Annotated in this window: 11 protein-coding genes and 5 tRNA genes; 7 read left to right on the forward strand and 9 right to left on the reverse strand. The window is 60.8% G+C overall.

What is annotated here, in order from left to right; translation table 11 throughout:
• The first annotated feature begins 207 nt into the window (after positions 1 to 207).
• The 4 genes from ACMCNM_RS22985 to ACMCNM_RS23000 all read left to right on the forward strand — a co-directional run bounded on the left by ACMCNM_RS22985 (position 208) and on the right by ACMCNM_RS23000 (position 11111).
• Positions 208 to 5079: an RHS repeat-associated core domain-containing protein gene (locus ACMCNM_RS22985; RefSeq protein WP_412765487.1), complete on the forward strand. Its 4872-nt coding sequence runs from the start codon at positions 208 to 210 to the stop codon at positions 5077 to 5079.
• 63 nt (positions 5080 to 5142) lie between these two features.
• Positions 5143 to 7152, forward strand: coding sequence for a hypothetical protein (locus ACMCNM_RS22990; RefSeq protein ID WP_412765488.1), 2010 nt, complete (start codon positions 5143 to 5145; stop codon positions 7150 to 7152).
• Between the two features lie 182 nt (positions 7153 to 7334).
• On the forward strand, positions 7335 to 9512 hold the full coding sequence (locus ACMCNM_RS22995; RefSeq protein ID WP_412765489.1) for an autotransporter outer membrane beta-barrel domain-containing protein: 2178 nt from the start codon (positions 7335 to 7337) through the stop codon (positions 9510 to 9512).
• 63 nt (positions 9513 to 9575) lie between these two features.
• A complete protein-coding gene (locus ACMCNM_RS23000; protein ID WP_412765490.1) occupies positions 9576 to 11111 on the forward strand; it encodes a hypothetical protein in 1536 nt (511 codons plus the stop codon).
• A 58-nt stretch (positions 11112 to 11169) separates the two neighbouring features.
• On the opposite strand, the gene ACMCNM_RS23005 is transcribed toward ACMCNM_RS23000, so the two are convergent.
• From ACMCNM_RS23005 to ACMCNM_RS23025, 5 genes are all read right to left on the reverse strand, one after another.
• Positions 11170 to 11245: transfer RNA gene (locus tag ACMCNM_RS23005), tRNA-Gly, on the reverse strand.
• Between the two features lie 87 nt (positions 11246 to 11332).
• Positions 11333 to 11408: transfer RNA gene (locus ACMCNM_RS23010), tRNA-Gly, on the reverse strand.
• A gap of 3 nt (positions 11409 to 11411) precedes the next feature.
• Positions 11412 to 11487, reverse strand: a tRNA-Glu gene (locus ACMCNM_RS23015).
• 92 nt (positions 11488 to 11579) lie between these two features.
• Positions 11580 to 11655: transfer RNA gene (locus ACMCNM_RS23020), tRNA-Gly, on the reverse strand.
• A gap of 4 nt (positions 11656 to 11659) precedes the next feature.
• Positions 11660 to 11735: transfer RNA gene (locus tag ACMCNM_RS23025), tRNA-Glu, on the reverse strand.
• 332 nt (positions 11736 to 12067) lie between these two features.
• Between ACMCNM_RS23025 and ACMCNM_RS23030 the strand changes: the two genes are divergently transcribed.
• Positions 12068 to 12835 (forward strand): hypothetical protein, encoded by a 768-nt coding sequence (locus ACMCNM_RS23030; protein WP_186679551.1) that lies wholly within the window; start codon positions 12068 to 12070, stop codon positions 12833 to 12835.
• Between the two features lie 112 nt (positions 12836 to 12947).
• On the opposite strand, the gene ACMCNM_RS23035 is transcribed toward ACMCNM_RS23030, so the two are convergent.
• Entirely contained in the window at positions 12948 to 13430 is a 483-nt protein-coding gene (locus tag ACMCNM_RS23035; protein WP_027596054.1) for a GAF domain-containing protein, read from the reverse strand.
• The gene (locus tag ACMCNM_RS23040) at positions 13431 to 14318 is read right to left on the reverse strand and encodes an ATP-binding protein (protein ID WP_027596053.1); all 888 of its coding nucleotides are present in this window, start codon (positions 14316 to 14318) and stop codon (positions 13431 to 13433) included.
• A gap of 205 nt (positions 14319 to 14523) precedes the next feature.
• On the opposite strand from ACMCNM_RS23040, the gene ACMCNM_RS23045 reads away from it, so the two are divergent.
• A complete protein-coding gene (locus tag ACMCNM_RS23045; RefSeq protein WP_412765491.1) occupies positions 14524 to 16881 on the forward strand; it encodes a response regulator in 2358 nt (785 codons plus the stop codon).
• Here the strand turns inward: ACMCNM_RS23045 and ACMCNM_RS23050 are convergent.
• Together ACMCNM_RS23050 and msrB are read right to left on the reverse strand one after the other, a co-directional pair.
• Entirely contained in the window at positions 16871 to 17359 is a 489-nt protein-coding gene (locus ACMCNM_RS23050) for a glutathione peroxidase (RefSeq protein ID WP_412765492.1), read from the reverse strand. The two genes, ACMCNM_RS23045 and ACMCNM_RS23050, sit on opposite strands and share 11 nt — an antisense overlap.
• A gap of 13 nt (positions 17360 to 17372) precedes the next feature.
• Entirely contained in the window at positions 17373 to 17768 is a 396-nt protein-coding gene (gene msrB / locus ACMCNM_RS23055) for a peptide-methionine (R)-S-oxide reductase MsrB (protein ID WP_027596050.1), read from the reverse strand.
• A gap of 167 nt (positions 17769 to 17935) precedes the next feature.
• Here msrB and ACMCNM_RS23060 point away from each other — a divergent pair, with 167 nt between their 5' ends.
• A complete protein-coding gene (locus ACMCNM_RS23060) occupies positions 17936 to 19147 on the forward strand; it encodes a pyridoxal phosphate-dependent aminotransferase (RefSeq protein ID WP_412765493.1) in 1212 nt (403 codons plus the stop codon).
• Positions 19148 to 19400 lie beyond the last annotated feature (253 nt).

Consider the following 19400-nt stretch of genomic DNA (forward strand, 5'->3'; position numbering starts at 1 on the left):
TCATGGGAATTGGCGACAGGTATACCACCCCACTCAAGCCCCCACACCTGGCAGAAATGCTAGGTGCCAGCAGGGCATACTTCGACTAGTGTCTGCTCATATTGCCCGGACGCAGCCGCCGTGCGCCCAACTCCTTTCACGACGTGTAAAGCGAGCACTTCCACCATGAGCACGGAATCTTCATTACACTCCAACGCCCTGAACTTTATGAGTTTTATGGAAAGTGGGGTAGACACCCGCACCGGGCAATACACCTTGTCCATCGCGCTGCCGGAACTTGGCGCCAACTACTTCCAAGGCCCGGATGTACCCCTCACGTTAACCTTCAACCCGCTTAACATAATCGACTCGGGGTGGGGCAAAGGTTGGAACCTGTTACTGACGCAGTTCACTGAACACAACCAGGTCATCACCACCCATACCGGTGAAACATTCAAAGTTACGGGTGCTTCGGGCGATCGCCTGTACATGCCCGAACAAAAACTGCCTCACTTCCATTTCTATCGCGAGCCCGCAGGGCCTGGCGGCAACGCACGTTATCGCGTTGTCCACCGCTCGGGCATGGTGGAAATCCTCGAAGTGATGGGCAGCCTGCTCGGGCGCATCGCCCTGCCCGTCGAGGTGTATTCCCCTACCGGGCACAGGCTCAACTTGGCATACAAACCGTTCAACGCTGCCTACATGATGCTCAGCATGATCACCGACGGGCGTGGGCAGATCTTGTTGGAGGTTGAACGTGCCAATGGCCGCATCGAACTTCGCGAGCGGCCGTATGAGGGCGGTGATGGCCAGCCCGTTGCCCGTTATGTGATGAACCTGGTCAACGGCGACTGGGTGAAGTCTATTGTGCTGCCAACCCCGGAACAGGCCAGCTGGCGCCTGGAATACCGGGAAGTATTGGGCCATCTGTGCCTTGAGAAAATAGAGACGCCGACCGGTGCGCGCGAATACTTGCAGTACCGCGACGGCGGCCACCTGTTCCCTGAAGGCAGCCGTCGCGCCCCCTTGCCCCGTGTCACCCGTCACATCGTCGAACCCGGCCTCGGGCAACCCTCGTTTCTGAGTGATTACACCTACCCCAACTCAGCCAACTTCCTGGGCCACGGCATTCAGATACCCTGGGCCGACGATGGCAGAGATAACCTCTACAAGCACACGGGTGACTACGAATATGAGTCCGTGGAGACGCTGTGTGACGCCGATGCCAAGCCCCTGCGCAGCATCACCCGCACCTTCAACCGTTTTCACCTGTTGACCTTGACCAGGACCGTCCAGAACGAGAGCGTTCACGAGACCAGCACCACCTACAACCTCCGGGATGTGCCGTTCGACCAGCAACCGACCACCCTGCAACTGCCCATCAAAGAGCAGACACGCTGGTCGAAGACCAATGACGTGACACGCAGCCGCCTGGAAACCGTCGAGACAACCTACGACACCCACGGCAACGTGACCCTGCGCAAGCTCGCCAACGGCGTGACCGAAACCAGTACCTGGTATAGCACCGAGAAGCAGGATGGCTACCCAGGCGACGCCAATGGTTTTGTTCGTCACCTCAAAAGTAAAACGATCACCCCTGCCAGCACTGGCAAGGTGGCGGCTCCTACCCTCACTCACCACTACCGATACAGGGCTCTGCCACCACTGGCAGGTAATGCCACAAAGCTCAATCCCATGGTGGTCGAGCATAGCGAAACGCTGGTGCAACAGGGTCACGAAGCGCAACCGCTGGAGCACACCACGTACAGTTACATAGACGCACCCAACGCCAGCTTGCTGCATGGTCGGCGCTATCAGCAGGTCGTCAAGCGCAACAAGCTCGAGACCACAACCCAGTATCAGTTCACAGCGATGGTCGACCCGCTCAGCCTGCACCCGACCCTGCAAACCATCGAAACCCTGATCGGTTATGACGGCACAACGCAATCAACCCTACAGCGACGCTCGTTACTGCTTGGCGAAACACTCTTCGAGCGTGATCAAAGCGGCGTTGAAACCCAGCGTGATTTCGATGTTCTGCGCCGTACCACCCGTGAAAAGGTATCGCCCGGAACACGCTACGAAGCCAGCAGGCATTACGTTTACTCCCTCTGCGCGGCCAGCGGCGACATTGCCAGCCAGCAGGTGAAAAACGCGCGTGGGGTCAGCACGCTGACCGAACTGGACGGCCTGGGCAGACCTGTTACCGAGAAACGGGACAATGTACTTGAGGCACGCCCAGGTATGTTCTTCGAAATATCAGCCTTCAAGCATGACGCCTTCGGCAACAGAGTTGAAACAACCAGCACAGATTGGCTGCAAGGCAGCAAGTCGCTGACCCTGACGACCCGCTTCCAATACGATGACTGGGGCGAGCAGAGCTGCACCATAGGCCCGGATGGTGTTGAAGAGCACAACGTACTTTGCCCCATCGGCACGCCCACCCACAAAGGCCCCATCCGTCGCACCTGGCGCGAAGGTGGCGAGCTGAAAATACGTACTCTAGTGGTTTCACGGCACGGCAAAAAAGCCAAGTTCACCCAAAAAGCGCGCGCGGTCAGCGCCCGGACCGAAACCTGGCTGAACCTGTTCAACAAGCCGGTGCTGCACAAGCGCCTGAACGCGCTGGGCGAGCTGCTCGCCGAGCGCAGTTACCGCTACGACGGCCTGGGGCGAACGCTCGAAGAAAAGGACGAGCGCGGCCATTCAACCACGTTCAGTTACGACGCCTGGGACCGTATGCTCAGCACTCACTTGCCCGACAACACCCAGCTCACACGCACCTATGCCGAACATGCTTCCGACGACCTACCGGCTAGCCTTGTGGTGAAACCGGCCAACGTCCTGCAGCCCGCTCGGCAAATTGGCGCGCAATACCATGACGGGCTCAACCGGCTGATCGGTGCCACCACCGGTAACCGTACCGAGTATTTCCTGTTCCGTGATGGCGAACCGATGCCCCGTCAGCGCATCAGCCCTGCCGGTGAAACCCTCGAACTGGACTACAACTTGCAACTGACCAACGAACCCATCAGCAGTGATGCGCCGGACGATCGCGCCAGCTTCAACTATCACGACTCCAGCGCGCGGCTGCTCAGCTGCAACAACAGACAAGGCAAACGGCGCTTCGACTACAACATCGCCAACCAGTTGGTCGCAGAGCACTGGGATGACAACGGCAGCGGTAAGACCTGGAGCAGAACGCACCTCAGCACGCTTCACGACCGGCTCATGACAACCACTGAAGCCAATGGAGTGAAGACCGAGCACAGCTATGACGACGCCACTGGCCGCCTTGCGTCTACCCGCCAGGGGCTAATGCAGGCTAGCTTTACCTACAATGATCTGGGCCTTGTATCGCATATCAGCAGCCATGACCTGAGCACCGGTAACGTGGTGGAAACCGCAATCACGTACGACGATCAGGACCGCGAGGACAAGCGTACCTGGCGCCAGACCGGGCATGCCGAACGCACCCAGGAGCAGGTCTGGGGCGATGATGACCTGCTGCAGAGCCGGCATTTGAAAGCCGCCGCGGTGTCGTTGCTGCAAGAGGGCTTCGGGTACGACAAGCGCTTGCGCCTTGTCACCCACACCTGCACTGGCCTTGAGCTGCCCCAGGACCCGCAAGGCCGCAGCATCACCCGGCAGACTTTCACGTTCGATGCCTACGACAACATCAGCCAAACCACCACAATGTTCGCCGGGGGGCTGCGCCCTGAGCAAGCAAGGTTCATCCATGCCGAAAGCGACCCTTGCCAGCTGCAACGCATCGAGTACAACCCACCGCGCACGGTGCCCAACCCCCGCTTCACCTACGACAAGAATGGCAACCTGACCCGCGACGAGCGCGGCCGCCCGGCCCGCTACGACAGCCAGAACAGGCTGCTTGGCCTCAACCAGGCGGGTGACCCCGACAGCTACGGCTACGACGCCAATGGCCTGCTGATAACCGCGCTGCAAGCGGGCAAGCCGACCCTGCTGCTGCATGACGGCCTGCAGTTGCGCTTGGCCGTGCGTGATGGCGTGGAAACACTGTACCTGCACCAGGGCGAGCAACCGCTGGCCCAACAGCAAACTGGCGTTGGCGCGCAACCACCCTTGCTGCTGCATACCAGCGCCAGCCACAGCGTGGTCGCCGAAAGCCAGGCAGGCGGCCTGAATGCCAGCCGCTACACGGCGTATGGCGAGCGCCACACCGACGCCTCTGCTCGCAGCGCGCTGGGCTACAACGGCGAAGCATTCGACCCCGACAGTGGCTGGTACCTGCTGGGTAACGGCTACCGCGCCTACAACCCGGCGCTCATGCGCTTCAACAGCCCGGATGCGCTCAGCCCGTTTGGCGAGGGGGGGCTGAACTATTACGGGTACTGCCAGGGCAACCCCATCACCTTCCGCGACCCTACCGGGCACTACAGCATCGGTTACTCGGGGCAGAGTCAGTCGCTGGAAGAGCTGGCGAAAACTCGGGGCTCGTTGCGTAGAAACATTGGCGTACTGGAATGGATTGGCATCGGCGTGGGTATCACCTTTGCCGTAATCGCTTCGGCAGCTGCCATCTACTTAACAGCAGGTCTAGCAGCCCCGGCAGTAGCACCTGGCGTGCCAAGCATTGCCAGCGCTCTAATATCGGCGAGCTCGGTTTCGGTAGGTATAGGAGGGGGTCCGGCAGCGGGGGGTGCGGTAACGGCGGCGGCTGGAACGGCGGCGGTGGCGGCGGCGGCGGCGGCGGCGGCGGCGGCGGCGGCGGCGGCGGGGGGCATCAAAGCGGCAACGGCGATTGTCACAGCCGCTCTGTCAGTTGCCGGTACGACTGTAAGTACCGAAGGAATGCTTTCGGGGAGTGAAACGCGCAGCAATATAGGGGCGATCTTGAACTACTCAGCGGCAGCCGTGGGGCTTATCGGCGGGGGAGCTGGATTTCTTGCGGGGGCACTTAAAAATTCATCGAGACTTGGTGCGTACATGCTCAGAAGTGTCCCGAAAAAACCCCCTTCCGTCTCACCAACACCCCGCGCTGGTCACCTATTGGATCTCGATTTTAACCACTGGAAATACCTATCGCCTGCACGGTTGGGGAGACCAATAGCACGCCTGTAGCTTAGAAACTTATAACCGACAGCAGCCGTAGAGTACTAACCATAGCTATTTTCGGAGAATCCCATGCACAACTCAACATTCACCACTACCAAACTCACCCGCGCCATAAAAGCCCGGCGAAACTATCTAAAACTACAAAACGCATCATTAACGCCTGCGCTGGCTGAACTAACCAAGCCCAACGTCCTGGGCATCGTCGATCCCGCCGACGGCACACTGCACAAAGACGCCCTGAAGCAAAACCTGATCGTAGAAATTCCTCAGTGGCCTTTTTTACCACCCGGTGACGACCCTTCAGACTATGTAACATTGCAGTTGCAATTCACCTTGACCGGCGCCGAGCATACCTACGTTGCTATTGGCCCTGTAAGGAGTTTCGCGCCACCGATCGTACCTAGTGACTTCCCACTTACCCTCGAGTTCCCTCAGAACTCCATTCCTCGCCATGGCAAACTTTGGGTTCGCTACGAACTTAATGACCATATCGGTAGAACATACGTTTCGCTTCCTATCGAGTTGATCTGCGACAGCGTCGCCCCGTGGGGTGACGACCCCGCGCCCCCACTCCTGCCACCCAACGAAATCATCAACGAAAGTTATTTGATCAAATACCCGTTAGGCATCGAGTTGGACTTGCCTGACTACCCAGACCGCGCACCGGGTGACACGTATCAGGTCCACTACCTGAAAGATTGGCCCGAAGAAGATGCCGACTACGATAGCCCAGACGCTGCGGGTGCCGTTACCGACGACCTCAAGGTCATCGTACCGGCAGACTCAGTCCGCCTATTGGCCGATGGCCGGTTCTATATCGTGTACTACCTCTTCGACAAAGCACGCAACCGCAGTCGCATCCGTTTGCCAACCACGATCGACGTGGTACTCACGCCGGAGCCTGCCAACCTGCCACCACCTAAAGTGCCTTTGGCCACGCACGACAACGTGCTGAGCCTGGAGGATGCTCAGATAGGTGTGACCGTCGAAATAGAGCTGTACACCAACCGCAAAGACGAAGACAGAATCTTAGTGACTTGGGGCTCGACGGTACTTCCCCCAGAGCAGTTAGGCACACGTCCATTCCCGATCAAGATTTTCGTCCCAAACCAGGTATTGCGTGAGGAATACGGTAAAGCCACCGGGGTAGTTCCCACCAACGTCAGCTACAAAGTGCTGCGCGGTCATGCCCCTTATGGGCCGGCGGACGCGGACTTCAATGTCAACTTCTCCATCGCCGGCCCCGAACGCCCAGACCCAGACCCAACCTGGCCAGACCCAGTCAACCCCGACATGCTTGCCCCAACGATTACTAGCTCCACGGCACTGCAAAACGCGATTGCACCACCAGACCGTGGCCAAGATGCCACCCTGACATTCGACGTGTTCTCCAACGCTGCAAATGGCCAGATAGTGGAATTTTACTGGGATGGCACCCGGGTAACCGAAGCACAATGGACGGTGGATCAAGCCACTGGCACCGAGAAGAGCGTCACGATTCCCTGGCGCTATATCCATGAGGCAGGCAACAACCCGGCACTGCCCGTGCACTACACCGTACGTGCCAGCCTCACTGCAATCAATGAGCAGGAATCGTCCCCTCAGTACGTGAATGTAACGGCTATCGACATGACGCCGGACGATCTTGAGTTCCTTGGCCTCACCGACCGAGGCTGGCTGAGCTGCCAGTCGCTCTGGGACCCTGTCGCCCCCGCCGCAGGCCCGGCAATCAGGGTTCAGGTGCCGCCCAGCAGCCGCTTCGGCGTACAACCGAATACCACCATAACGCTGTCTTGGTCAGTGTACGACGCCACTGTGGGCGGTAGCCTGATCGCTGGGCTGGAGAAGCAGGAAACCCTGACATTGACCGCAGACCAGATCGCTAAAGGCTTCGTCTGGAGGGTCGAGCCCTACGACCAGCATATCCTGCCCATTTACGCGGCCACACAGACCGGTGGGCGCGCGCAGGTGAGTTACGTCATCAACACCAACAACCCCATTACATCCAACCCAAGCGAAAACAGGATCAGCATTTCCGATCAGAGCACCGGTGGTTCTTGCGACTTGAACAGGCCGTGATCCTGCACCAGCAACGGCCTGCATCCAGGGCCGTTGCCTGGTGACGAATTTTCCATCCATTGAGTAGGAGTTTTCCTACATTTTTCGCGACCAACCGTGACTAACCTCGCGGCTTAACAGATCCGTCCCTCACAAATAAGAGAAGGGTCTTACAGGAAAACACTCACTTTGATGGTGCCCTCATGCCAAGTCGCCCTCCCTTCCCTGCCCGCCGCCGTTCACCAGCGGCAGGGTTTATGCTGTTCGGCCCCCTGCTGTTCGCCACCTCTGCTTGGGGCGAAACCCTGATCAGCGACGATACCCAGCTTGGTGCAGGCAGCACGCTGGACAGCTACCGGGTGATCGGCCCAGCCACCCTTACCGCCGAGGGTGCGACGACCCTGCAGATCGCCGCCGAGGCAGGCTCCACCGTGAACCTGTCCGACAGCCAGGTCACCGCCGAAACCAACGCCAATGGCCTGTCGCTCAGAAGCGCCAGCGCCACCGTGCAACGTACCACCATCAGCAGCAACACTCGCGGCCTTGGCTTGAGCAACGGTTCGACCGCCGTGATCAGCGACAGCGTGGTCGAGGGCGGCGTCCAAGGCGCAACCATCAATGCCAGCAGCGCCGAACTGCAACGCAGCGCGCTGAGGGGTACCGACGATGCCAGCGAGGGGGTGCGCATGGTGGCGGGCACCCTGACTGCCAAAGAGGGCAGCACCCTCAGTGGTGGCAGCTATGGTGCGCGCATCCTTGAAGACAATGGCGGCGGCTCCACGCTGATCGTGGACAACAGCCTGGTCGAAGGGCGTAACGGCCCAGCGATCATGGTAGGCCGCGGTGCGGGCTTCGCAGCTTCCGCGCAGATCGACGTGCTCAACGGCGCTACTTTGAGCGGTGGCAATGGCGTATTGCTAGAGGTGGCGGACGACGCTTCGGCCAACTTGCGAGTCAATGACAGCCACTTGCACGGCGATATCGTCGCGGCCGCCGGCGGCACCGCGAACGTGTTGCTGGAGAACCGCGCCACCCTCACGGGCCGCTTGGATAACGTCGCCAGCCTGGGGATCAACAGCGGCGCCGAGTGGGTCCTGACCGAGAACAGCCACACCAGCGACCTCACCCTCAATGAAGGTGCAGTGCGCTTCGGCGGGCCTGGGGACTTCTTCACCCTGTCGGTGGACAAGCTGGCAGGCAACGGCACCTTTATCATGGAGGCAGACTTCAGCACCGCTCAGTCGGACTTCCTTGAGGTGACCGGCACCGCCAGCGGCACTCATCAGCTGCTGATCAGCCCCAGCGGCAATGACCCGCTTGCCGACAACAGCCTCCGTGTGGTGCACATCGCCGCGGGCGATGCGCAGTTCTCACTGGCGGGGGGCGCTGTGGACCTGGGTGCGTATTCCTACGACCTGGTGCAACGAGACAGCAACGATTGGTACCTGGACGTAACTACCCGCACGATCAGCCCAGGCACACAGTCGGTCATGGCACTGGCCAATGTGGCACCCACCATCTGGTATGGCGAGCTGGGCACCTTGCGCAGCCGCATGGGCGAGGTGCGCCGTGACCCGCGCAAGGCCGGTGGCTGGGTACGCACCTACGCTAACCAGTACAACGTTTCGGCCACCTCTGGCGCCGCTTACCAGCAACAGCAGCAAGGGCTGTCGATCGGTACCGACACACCCGTGGCAGCCGGCGACGGTAACTGGCTGGTCGGGGTCACGGCTGGCTACAGCAACTCTGACCTCAACCTCACCCGGGGCTCGTCGGCCAACGTCGACAGCTACCATGCCGGCGCTTACGCCACCTGGCTCGATCCCGACAGCGGCTACTACTTCGACGCCGTGGCTCGACTCAACCGTTTCAAGAACCAGGCTGACGTGCGCATGAGCGACGACAGCAAGGCCAAGGGCGATTATGCCGCCCTGGGCGCAGGCGTATCGCTGGAAGTGGGGCGCCAGCTGGCCCTGGCAGATGGCTGGTTCCTTGAACCCTTCGCACAATTGTCCGGGCTTGTGGTGCAAGGCAAGGACTACACCCTGGATAACGGCATGCGTGCCGAAAGCGAACGCACCCGTTCGGTGCTGGGCAAAGTGGGCAGCACAGTCGGGCGCACCTTCACCGCCGGCGAAGGGCGCAGCGTGCAACCTTACCTGCGGGTTGCCGCAGTTCACGAATTCGTCAATGACAACCAGGTGAAAGTGAACGACAACCGCTTCGGCACCGACCTGTCAGGCACGCGCGGCGAAGTGGGTGTCGGGATGGCAGTTGCCTGGGACGATAAATGGCAAGCACACGCCGACTTCGACTACAGCAACGGCAGCAAGATAGAACAGCCGTGGGGCGTCAATTTCGGCGTGCGTTACAACTGGTGACAACGAAGGGAAGGCCCAAGCGCCTTCCCTTTTTCATTTATGCATCAGAGGAAGGGAAGGTCGATGACACAGAAAAAAAGCTCCGTTGAAGCGAAAACGTCTACCAGGAAGACACCTGCAAAGAAAGCACCTACCAAGAAAGCGACCGCCAAAGACACAGCCCTCCTCGTACCTCCAAACGTGCCAGACCTGGTGCCCGATATAGAAGGAGGAATACCGAACACGGTGTCGTTCCGGGCAACCTATATGCCCTTGCGGGTAGAATTCCCCATGTGGGCTCACTCGAACCCCAGCGACACGGACGAAGAATATCTATGCCTGTACTGGAACGGCGTACTGGTTGAAAAGAAGACCTTCAACCAGGCCATCAAGCCTGAAGAACTCTTTATCCTTGTACCCGTCCGCAATATGGTCGAAGGCCCGCACCAATTGCACTACGAGGTCACCATCTTCAATGACACCCATGCGGCTTCGCGGCCGCTGGATATCTACATCGATAAGACCCCACCCTTGCTGAACCCGGATGACGACAGGCTTGAGTTTTCTGATTACGTCATCCGCCAGGGGGTCACTGAAGATTACCTCGCGGCCAATGGTGACAAGGTAGAAGCCACTGTCCCTCCCATCCTGGGTGCGGAGGTGGGCGACACCGTGAGGTGGTACTGGAGTGACGACCCGGTGGGCCAGCACATGGTCGGCATGATGACACTTGCCAGCGAGCACATTGAAACCCTGGGCGCGCAAAGTATCAGCAAACCGGTCACACTGAACTATCCCGGTGATTTTATTCGCCAGTCCAGGAACGGTACCCGCTTCGCCCGCTATGAAGTGCAGGACCGGGCCGGTACCGCGCCCCAGCGTGCGCTGGCACGCTCGCTCAGCTCAGACCCTTCCCCGCCGCCACGCGTGCTACCGCCACCACGCATCACAGAAGCCACAGGCAACGAGTACTTCAGCACGCTGGTCCCGAGACACGCAGTCAATGGCGTGACATTCGTCATCCCGGACGATGCGGACATCAGGCCGAATGAAACCGTCACCGCATTCTGGGGCGAACCAGGAACACTGGGGGGGACCTCCGCCAGCATGCCACCAGGCGTGCGTGAGGTCCGTATCCCACGTGTGCATATTCCGCCGCACATGAACAATCGGGCCGAGTTGCGTTACCAAATCAATAAACCCGATGTGCCGATCTCTCCCTCACATTATGTTACGGTACGGCCGATTGAAGGCCTGCCAATCGTGCAGTGCAGCAAAATCCAGAATGGCGCGATTAACCTGCGCTCAATGGGGGAAAGCGCTACGTTCACATTGGGAGACTGGCAACTCCGGCACACGTCGCAATTCGTCAACGCCTGGATAGAAGGGGTGGAGCGCGGCGACGTCTCCAAGGTCATCAGGCTTGCCATCGCCAATGAACTCCCGGTATCCACCGAGGCCGGCATCCTGACACTGGGCGCGGTGAGCAAGACCGACCTGATGAAACTGGCGCTGAACTATCAGTTCCACGTATCGGTAGAGGTCTCGTTCGACGATAAAGTGAGCTGGCTGAAATTCCCCTATGCGGCGGCTACGCTTGAGGACCGGCCGATTTTGTAGTAGACCTTTTTAAAAGGTAAAAAAAAACGCCACTCGAAAGAGTGGCGTTTTTCATGTTTGGAGCGGGAAACGAGACTCGAACTCGCGACCCCGACCTTGGCAAGGTCGTGCTCTACCAACTGAGCTATTCCCGCATTGTGAAGCTTTTACCGCTAATCGGCGTGAAGCGCCTTGACGACCTTCACCACCACTGCACCGCATAGACGCCACAGTATTTAAACTGGAGCGGGAAACGAGACTCGAACTCGCGACCCCGACCTTGGCAAGGTCGTGCTCTACCAACTGAGCTATTCCCGCAAATGGCGTCCCCTAGGGGACTCGAACCCCTGTTACCGCCGTGAAAGGGCGGTGTCCTAGGCCACTAGACGAAGGGGACACACAACACTTTTCAGTGCGCCAGATATTGAACCTCACGATTCAACCTGGGCTTTCTTTTCCTGCCCCGCCGTTAAGCGTTGCCGGAGAAACTGGAGCGGGAAACGAGACTCGAACTCGCGACCCCGACCTTGGCAAGGTCGTGCTCTACCAACTGAGCTATTCCCGCAATATGGCGTCCCCTAGGGGACTCGAACCCCTGTTACCGCCGTGAAAGGGCGGTGTCCTAGGCCACTAGACGAAGGGGACACGCTGCAAGCATTTACATGCTGCTTTCACTCCCTGCCGCGTTTCGCTGTGTGCTTTACGCTGCAAGTGGCGCGCATTCTATGGATGCTTCGAAGATGCGTCAACCCCTTTGTAGAAATTTATTTAAATCAATGACTTCCGGGTGTGCCGAGCGCTGTTTCAGGCCGCCCGCAGGGGTTTGGCGTTGATTTTCTGGCGTCAAGTCAGCATTAATGTGCCAGCATCCAGCCATGGCACAGTTTGCCGATAGAAAGAGAATGCCTGTCAGGGCCTCTCGCGAGCAAGCTCGCGCCTACACTCAATAATGCAAACCTATTCATGAGGCATTAACGGTGACACCACTTCTGATCACTCTGCTCATCGTGGCGGGTATCGCGTTGCTGATCGTGATCGGCTACCTCAACAATGTGGTCGAGAACAGCAAGCTGGAACGCGCACGGTTGAAGATCGAGCTGGCCGACCGCTTGCGCCGCTGCGGCGAAATCACCGAGACCTTCCCCGGCCAGTTCATGACACCGGCCCTCAAGCTGCTGCTGGCCCGCCTGGAGCTGAACCTCAACCAGCGCCAGCTGACGGTGGACAAGCACAATGCTGAACTCAAAGCGCGCATCGCCGAGCTGGAGGGCCTGATCGCCCTGGGCGAAAAGATCCCGGTGAACAACCCGCCCAACCCGATCCAGACCGAGGCCAAGGCCAAAGACGTACGTTTTCTGCTCGAAGCGCTGCACACGCAGGTGGCCCGCGCCGCACAGGAGGGCTTCCTGCCTGCCAACGAGGCCAAGCAGTGGGTCAAGGAGATCCGTCATATTCTGGTGCTGTTGCACATCGAGTTCTTCAACAACCTTGGCCAGCAGGCCTTGCAGAAAGCTCAGCCGGGCCAGGCACGCCTCGCCTTCGAGCGGGGTGTGCAGTATTTGCGCAAACAGCCAGAGCCGAAGGTGTATGAAGAGCAGCTGACCTACTTGGAGAAACTGCTGGCACGGGCCAACGCCCAAGTGATGGACCGCATGGCGCCGGCGGAGGACGAGCACAACGAATTGACCGACGGGCTCAAGACCGACGAAGAAGAGACCTGGAAGAAGAAGGCGATGTACGACTGATTGCTAAACCTGCACTGGCCTCTTCGCGGGCAAGCCCGCTCCCACAGGGACCGCGCCGCCCCCTGTGGGAGCGGGCTTGCCCGCGAAGAGGCCGGAACAGGCAACCCGATTATCAGCAGTCGGTCAATTCCAGAAAGATCGCCGCCAACCGCTCCAACCCCACCTGGTCCGCCTCACTGAAGCGCCCCACCTTCGGGCTGTCCAGGTCCAGCACCCCAATCAACCTGCCCGCCTTCACCAACGGAATCACCAGCTCGCTGTTGGATGCGCTGTCACAGGCGATATGCCCCGGGAACGCATGCACGTCTTCCACCCGCTGGGTTTGCCGCGTGGCCGCAGCCGCACCACACACACCCTTGCTGAACGGAATGCGCACACACGCCACCTGCCCCTGGAACGGCCCGAGCACCAGCTCTTCGTTGCGGTTCAGGTAAAACCCCGCCCAGTTCAGGTCGTCCACCTGGTTATAAAGAAACGCCGAAAACTGCGCGGCGTTGGCGATGAAGTCACGCTCGTCGGCAAACAGCGCCTGCACTTGCGCGGCCAGCAGGTTATAGCCATCGAGGCCAGCGCCACTGGCATTGAGGTCGATCATTTACTTTTGCTCCAGCAATTGCAGCCCGACCCAGTAGCGGGCGAACTGATAGGCACAACGGCCATTACGGTTGCCGCGGCCAGTGGCCCAGCGCACGGCGAGGATGTCCAGGGCTTCGTCACGCTGCCAGTTCAACCCGGCAGGGCGCGCCAACTGGCCGATCCAGTGTTCGACCACATTAAGGAAGTGGTCCTGGGTGAAGGGGTAGAACGACAGCCACAGGCCAAAGCGGTCAGACAGGGCAATCTTGTCTTCCACGGCTTCGCTGGGGTGCAGCTCGCCGTCGACGCGCTTCCAGTTCTCGTTGTCGCTCTCTTTCTCCGGCACCAGGTGGCGACGGTTGGAGGTGGCGTACAGCAAGACATTGTCGGGGGCTTGCTCCAGCGAGCCGTCGAGCACACTCTTGAGCACCCGGTAGTCGCCCTCCCCGGCTTCGAACGACAGGTCGTCGCAGAACAGGATGAAGCGCTGTGGCAGTTTTTGCAGTTGCTCGACCACCCGCGGCAGGTCGGCCAGGTGGTCGCGCTCGATTTCGATCAGGCGCAGGCCGGCACCTTCGTGCTCGGCCAGCAAGGCGCGCACCAGCGACGACTTGCCGGTGCCACGCGAGCCCCACAGCAAGGCATGGTTGGCGGGCAGGCCATTGATGAATTGGTGGGTATTGCGGCCCAGCTGGTCACGTTGCTGGTCGACCCCGATCAGGTCGCTCAGGCGGATGTCCAGGCTGACTTCAAGGGGCATCAGGTAACCGGTGCGGCCATCGCGCTGCCAGCGGGCGGCCAAGGTGGTGTGCCAGTCGATGTCCGGGCGTGGTGCGGGCAACAGCGGCTCAAGGCGCGCCAGTACCGATTCGGCGCGGTCCAGAAAAGCAATCAAGCGAGCGTCCATGACGACTCCTACAAATTTCAGTTTTTTGGGGCCGCTGTGCGTCCCTTCGCGGGGCAAGCCCGCTCCCACAGGGGCCGCGCAGAGCCAGGGGCTACGCTGTACCTGTAGGAGCGGGCTTGCCCCGCGAAGGGCTGCACAGCGGCCCCCGCTTGGCGATCAACTGAAATGAACAGACAGACCCGCCAGCAGCCGGGGCTATTCGGCTATGCTTGCGCAGCGCAAGGGACGTGAAACCGGCTCGGGACTCATGGATATCAAGTTCACCAATCGCCTGTCATACAAGCAAGCCCGGCTGACAGTCCTGGTCGGCTTCATCCTGGGAACATTGCTCAGTCTCATCCAGATCGGCATCGATTATGCCAGCGAAGACGCATCCATCAACCGTGAAGTGCGTGCACTGCTGCAAATCAGCCACAACCCGGCTTCGCGCATCGCCTACAACATCGATGCCGAACTGGCCCTGGAGCTGACCCGCGGCCTGCTGCAATCGCCAGCAGTGATCCGCGCCCGGCTGATCGACAACAACGACACCGTGCTGGCCGACGTCGAGCGCCCTCGCCTTGAAGACCGCTACCGCCCGCTCAGCGACTTCCTGTTCGGCGAGCAGCGCCAGCTTCAAGACCGCCTGTTTCTCGCCCATATGCCCAATGAATACCTGGGCACCCTGTATCTGGACGTCGACACCTTCGCCTTCGGCAGCCGCTTCCTCGACCGCGCCGGCATTACCTTGTTCAACGGCTTTGCCCGCAGCCTGGTGCTGACCGGGATCCTGCTGGCGCTGTTCTACATGATGCTGACCAAACCGCTGGTGACCGTGATTGGCGCGCTCAGCGGCAGCGACCCGCGCAAGCCGCGGCAAACCCGCCTGGAATGCCCCCACGGCCACGAACACGACGAGATCGGCGTGCTGGTCAAAGTCGCCAACCAGCAGTTCATCAGCATGGCCACCGAGATCGAGCAGCGGCGTAACGCCGAAAACCGCCTGACCCAGTACCTGAACGAGCTGGAAGACATCGTGTCGGCGCGCACCGACCAGCTCAAGGCCAGCAACAGCAGCTTGAGCCTGACCAACCAAGAGCTCGAAGAAGCCCGGCGCCGGGCCCTGGACATGGCCCAGGCGCGCGCGGCCTTCCTGGCCAACATGAGCCACGAGATCCGCACCCCGCTCAACGGCATGCTCGGCATGATCGCCCTGGCCCTGGACAGCCCGCTGCCCAGTGAACAGCGCCAGCAGATGACCATCGCCCACGACTCGGGCAAGGTGCTGGTGGAGCTGCTGAACGATATTCTCGACCTGTCCAAGTTCGATGCCGGCCAGCTGGAGCTGGAACGCATTGCCTTCGACATGGGCTCGATGGTCGAGGACACCGCCAACCTGCTGTCGCAGAACACCGCGCAAAGCGTCGAGCTGACCTGCCTGATCGCCCGCGACTTCCCCAGCAGCGTGCTCGGCGACCCGACACGGGTGCGCCAGATCGTCAGCAACCTCTTGTCCAACGCGCTCAAGTTCACCCGCTTCGGCCGCGTCGACATCCGCCTGGTGACGATTGTCGGCGGTGTGCGCCTGGAAGTGCGCGATACCGGCATCGGCATCCCCGAGGAGGCGCAGGCGCGAATTTTCCAACCCTTCACCCAGGCTGGCGCTGGCATCACCCGCCAGTACGGCGGCACCGGCCTGGGCCTGGCACTGACGCGCAACCTGTGCAAGGCGATGCAGGGGCACCTGCATATCCAGTCCGAACCAGGCTTTGGCAGCCGCTTCAGCGCAGAGCTGCCACTGGCCGTGCACACTGAAGCCATCCCGCCGGCGCCGCTGCAGGGCCGCGTGGTGGCCCTGAGCGATGCCAGCAGCGGGCTGCATGAGCTGCTGCAAGACCTGCTGCCCGCCTGGGGCCTGGCGTACCAACGGCACGACAGCAGCGCAGGCCTTCACACTGCAGCGTTCGACCTGCTGATCACCGACGACCTGGAGCACCTGCTGGCACTGCGCCCTGCACTGAAGACGCCCATCCTGCTGGTGACGGCCTACGGCAATTTCCTGCCCAATGAGCAATCCATCAACCTTGCACCGCTGCACCAACTGGCCCGGCCACTGGCGCGCAACGCGCTGTACAAGACGCTGCGGCGCATCCTGCAAGGCCACGAGCCCGAGCACCCGCTGGCCAACCCGCACACCTCCCCGGAAGAAGGCCGTGCACGGATTCTGCTGGTGGAGGACAACCCGGTGAACCAACTGGTGGCCAAGGGCATGCTGGCCAAGCTCGGCTGCCAGGTACAGCTGGCTACCCAGGGCGCCGAGGCCCTGGCGTGGCTAGAACAAGAGGATTTCGACCTGGTGCTGATGGACTGCAACATGCCGGTGATGGACGGCTACGAAGCCAGCCGACGCATCCGCCAGAGCGGCCGCTGGCCAGACTTGCCAATCGTCGCGCTCACCGCCAATGCCATGCCCGAAGAGCGCGAACGCTGCCGGGCGGCGGGCATGAACGACTACCTGGCCAAGCCGTTCCGCCGCGAAGAACTGCTGGCGCTGGTCGAGCACTGGGTGCCGATCAGCGGCTGAGCAGGCGCTCGATGTCTGCTTCCAGTGCCTGGGGCTTGGTGGTCGGCGCGTAGCGCGTGACCTGGCCGCTGGCCGGGTCGACCAGGAACTTGGTGAAGTTCCACTTGATCTTCTGGCTACCCAGCAAGCCGGGGGCGCGCTGCTTGAGCTCGACGAACAGCGGGTGAGCACCCGGCCCGTTGACCTCGACCTTGCGAAACAGCGGGAAGCTCACGCCAAAATTGCGCTCGCAAAACTGCGCGATGTCCCGCGCTTCGCCCGGCTCTTGCTTGCCAAACTGGTTGCAGGGGAAGCCCAGCACCACCAGGCCGCGCTCGCGGTAGGCCTGCCACAGCTGCTCCAGGCCTTTGTATTGCGGGGTAAAGCCGCACTGGCTGGCGGTATTGACCACCAACAGGACTTTGCCTGGGAAGTCACCGAGCTTCTTGTGCTCGCCGCTCAGGGTCACGCAAGGGATGTCCAGCATCGATCCAGCCATGTTCAGGCTCCGGTCAGTCACGTGGTCGAAGGTCGATGCACACCGAGTTGATGCAATAGCGCAGGCCGGTCGGGGGTGGCCCGTCGGGGAACACGTGGCCCAGGTGCGCATCGCAGCGGGCGCAGGTGACTTCGGTGCGGATCATGCCGTGGGTGGTGTCGCGAATCTCGATCATCGCGCTGTCTTCGATCGGCGCGTAGAAGCTCGGCCAGCCGCAGCCGGAATCGAACTTGGTTTGCGCATCGAACAGCGGCAGGCTGCAGCAGATGCAATGGTAGATACCATCACGGCGCTCGCTGTTGTACTTGCCGCTGAACGGCCGCTCGGTGCCTTTGAGGCGGCACACCTGGTACTGCTCGGGGTCGAGCATCGACCGCCATTGTTCAAGTGTCTTCTCGATCTTTTGCATGTAGGGACCTCGACAGGCTTAATTTCACCCCGCGCCGTCTTTTCCGTAACGCGGGTGGCACGTATATTAGTTGGCTTCGTGTGCCAGGCGTTCAGTCTGGCACCCGCTTCCTGCCCTTTCAAACCTTTCGAAAGGGCGCGGTGCGTATTCTCAACCGGGACCCCATCATGCAGTTCAGCAAATCGAACAAGCTCGCCAATGTCTGCTACGACATTCGCGGCCCAGTGCTCAAGCACGCCAAACGCCTGGAGGAGGAAGGCCACCGCATCCTCAAGCTGAACATCGGCAACCCGGCGCCGTTTGGCTTCGAGGCGCCGGACGAAATCCTCCAGGATGTGATCCGCAACCTGCCCACCGCGCAGGGCTACAGCGACTCCAAAGGGCTGTTCAGCGCGCGCAAGGCGGTGATGCAGTACTGCCAGCAGAAGGAAATCGAAGGCGTCACCATCGAGGACATCTACCTCGGTAACGGCGTGTCCGAGCTGATCGTCATGTCGATGCAGGCGCTGCTCAACAACGGCGACGAAGTGCTGATCCCGGCCCCCGACTACCCACTGTGGACCGCCGCAGTGAGCCTGGCTGGCGGCAAGCCGGTGCACTACCTGTGCGACGAACAGGCCGACTGGTTCCCTGACCTTGAAGACATCAAGGCCAAGATCACCCCGAACACCAAGGCCCTGGTGATCATCAACCCGAACAACCCGACCGGCGCGGTGTACTCCAAGGAGCTGCTGCTGGGCATGCTGGAGCTGGCGCGCCAGCACAACCTGGTGGTGTTCTCCGACGAGATCTACGACAAGATCCTCTACGACGAAGCCGTGCACATCAGCACCGCCTCGCTGGCCCCCGACCTGCTGTGCCTGACCTTCAACGGCCTGTCCAAGTCGTACCGGGTGGCGGGTTTCCGTTCCGGCTGGCTGATCATCTCGGGGCCCAAGCACCACGCCCAGAGCTACATCGAAGGCATCGACATGCTGGCCAACATGCGCCTGTGCGCCAACGTGCCGGCCCAGCATGCCATCCAGACCGCCCTGGGCGGCTACCAGAGCATCAACGACCTGGTGCTGCCACAAGGCCGCCTGCTGGAGCAGCGCAACCGCACCTACGAGCTGCTCAACGACATCCCGGGCGTGAGCTGCGTGAAGCCGATGGGCGCGCTGTATGCGTTCCCGCGGATCGACCCGAAGGTCTGCCCGATCCTCAATGACGAGAAGTTCGCACTAGACCTGCTGCTGTCGGAAAAACTGCTGATCGTGCAAGGTACAGCGTTCAACTGGCCATGGCCGGACCACTTCCGCGTGGTGACCTTGCCGCGGGTGGACGACCTGGAAGCGGCGATCGGGCGGATCGGGAATTTCCTGAAAGGGTATTCGCAGTAGGGTTCGACGGGGTTTTTGCGGTGGCGCGGAGATCGAGCGCCGCCCACGCGGCGCATCGCGAGCAACGCTCGCTCCTACGTTTGTTTCGGGCCAGTTATTTCTGGGGTAAATGCGCGCGACCGCCTTGGCGCATGGCGTAATATCGCGTCTAACAAACAAGGCGGTCGCGCGCGCCTGTCACAGGCGTTACTGGCCAGTAACAAACGTAGGAGCGAGCGTTGCTCGCGATGCGCCGCGCGGGCGGCGCTCGATC

The organism is Pseudomonas sp. NGC7 (assembly GCF_047159675.1).
Lineage (GTDB): Bacteria > Pseudomonadota > Gammaproteobacteria > Pseudomonadales > Pseudomonadaceae > Aquipseudomonas > Aquipseudomonas kermanshahensis.

Excerpts from the sequence above, each read along its gene's own strand:
- ACMCNM_RS22985 (WP_412765487.1), top strand. The coding sequence starts at position 208 with ATGAGTTTTATGGAAAGTGGGGTAGACACCCGCACCGGGCAATACACC.
- ACMCNM_RS22990 (WP_412765488.1), top strand. The coding sequence starts at position 5,143 with ATGCACAACTCAACATTCACCACTACCAAACTCACCCGCGCCATAAAA.
- ACMCNM_RS22995 (WP_412765489.1), top strand. The coding sequence starts at position 7,335 with ATGCCAAGTCGCCCTCCCTTCCCTGCCCGCCGCCGTTCACCAGCGGCA.
- ACMCNM_RS23000 (WP_412765490.1), top strand. The coding sequence starts at position 9,576 with ATGACACAGAAAAAAAGCTCCGTTGAAGCGAAAACGTCTACCAGGAAG.
- ACMCNM_RS23035 (WP_027596054.1), bottom strand. The coding sequence starts at position 13,430 with ATGATCGACCTCAATGCCAGTGGCGCTGGCCTCGATGGCTATAACCTG.
- ACMCNM_RS23040 (WP_027596053.1), bottom strand. The coding sequence starts at position 14,318 with ATGGACGCTCGCTTGATTGCTTTTCTGGACCGCGCCGAATCGGTACTG.
- ACMCNM_RS23045 (WP_412765491.1), top strand. The coding sequence starts at position 14,524 with ATGCTTGCGCAGCGCAAGGGACGTGAAACCGGCTCGGGACTCATGGAT.
- ACMCNM_RS23050 (WP_412765492.1), bottom strand. The coding sequence starts at position 17,359 with ATGGCTGGATCGATGCTGGACATCCCTTGCGTGACCCTGAGCGGCGAG.
- msrB (WP_027596050.1), bottom strand. The coding sequence starts at position 17,768 with ATGCAAAAGATCGAGAAGACACTTGAACAATGGCGGTCGATGCTCGAC.
- ACMCNM_RS23060 (WP_412765493.1), top strand. The coding sequence starts at position 17,936 with ATGCAGTTCAGCAAATCGAACAAGCTCGCCAATGTCTGCTACGACATT.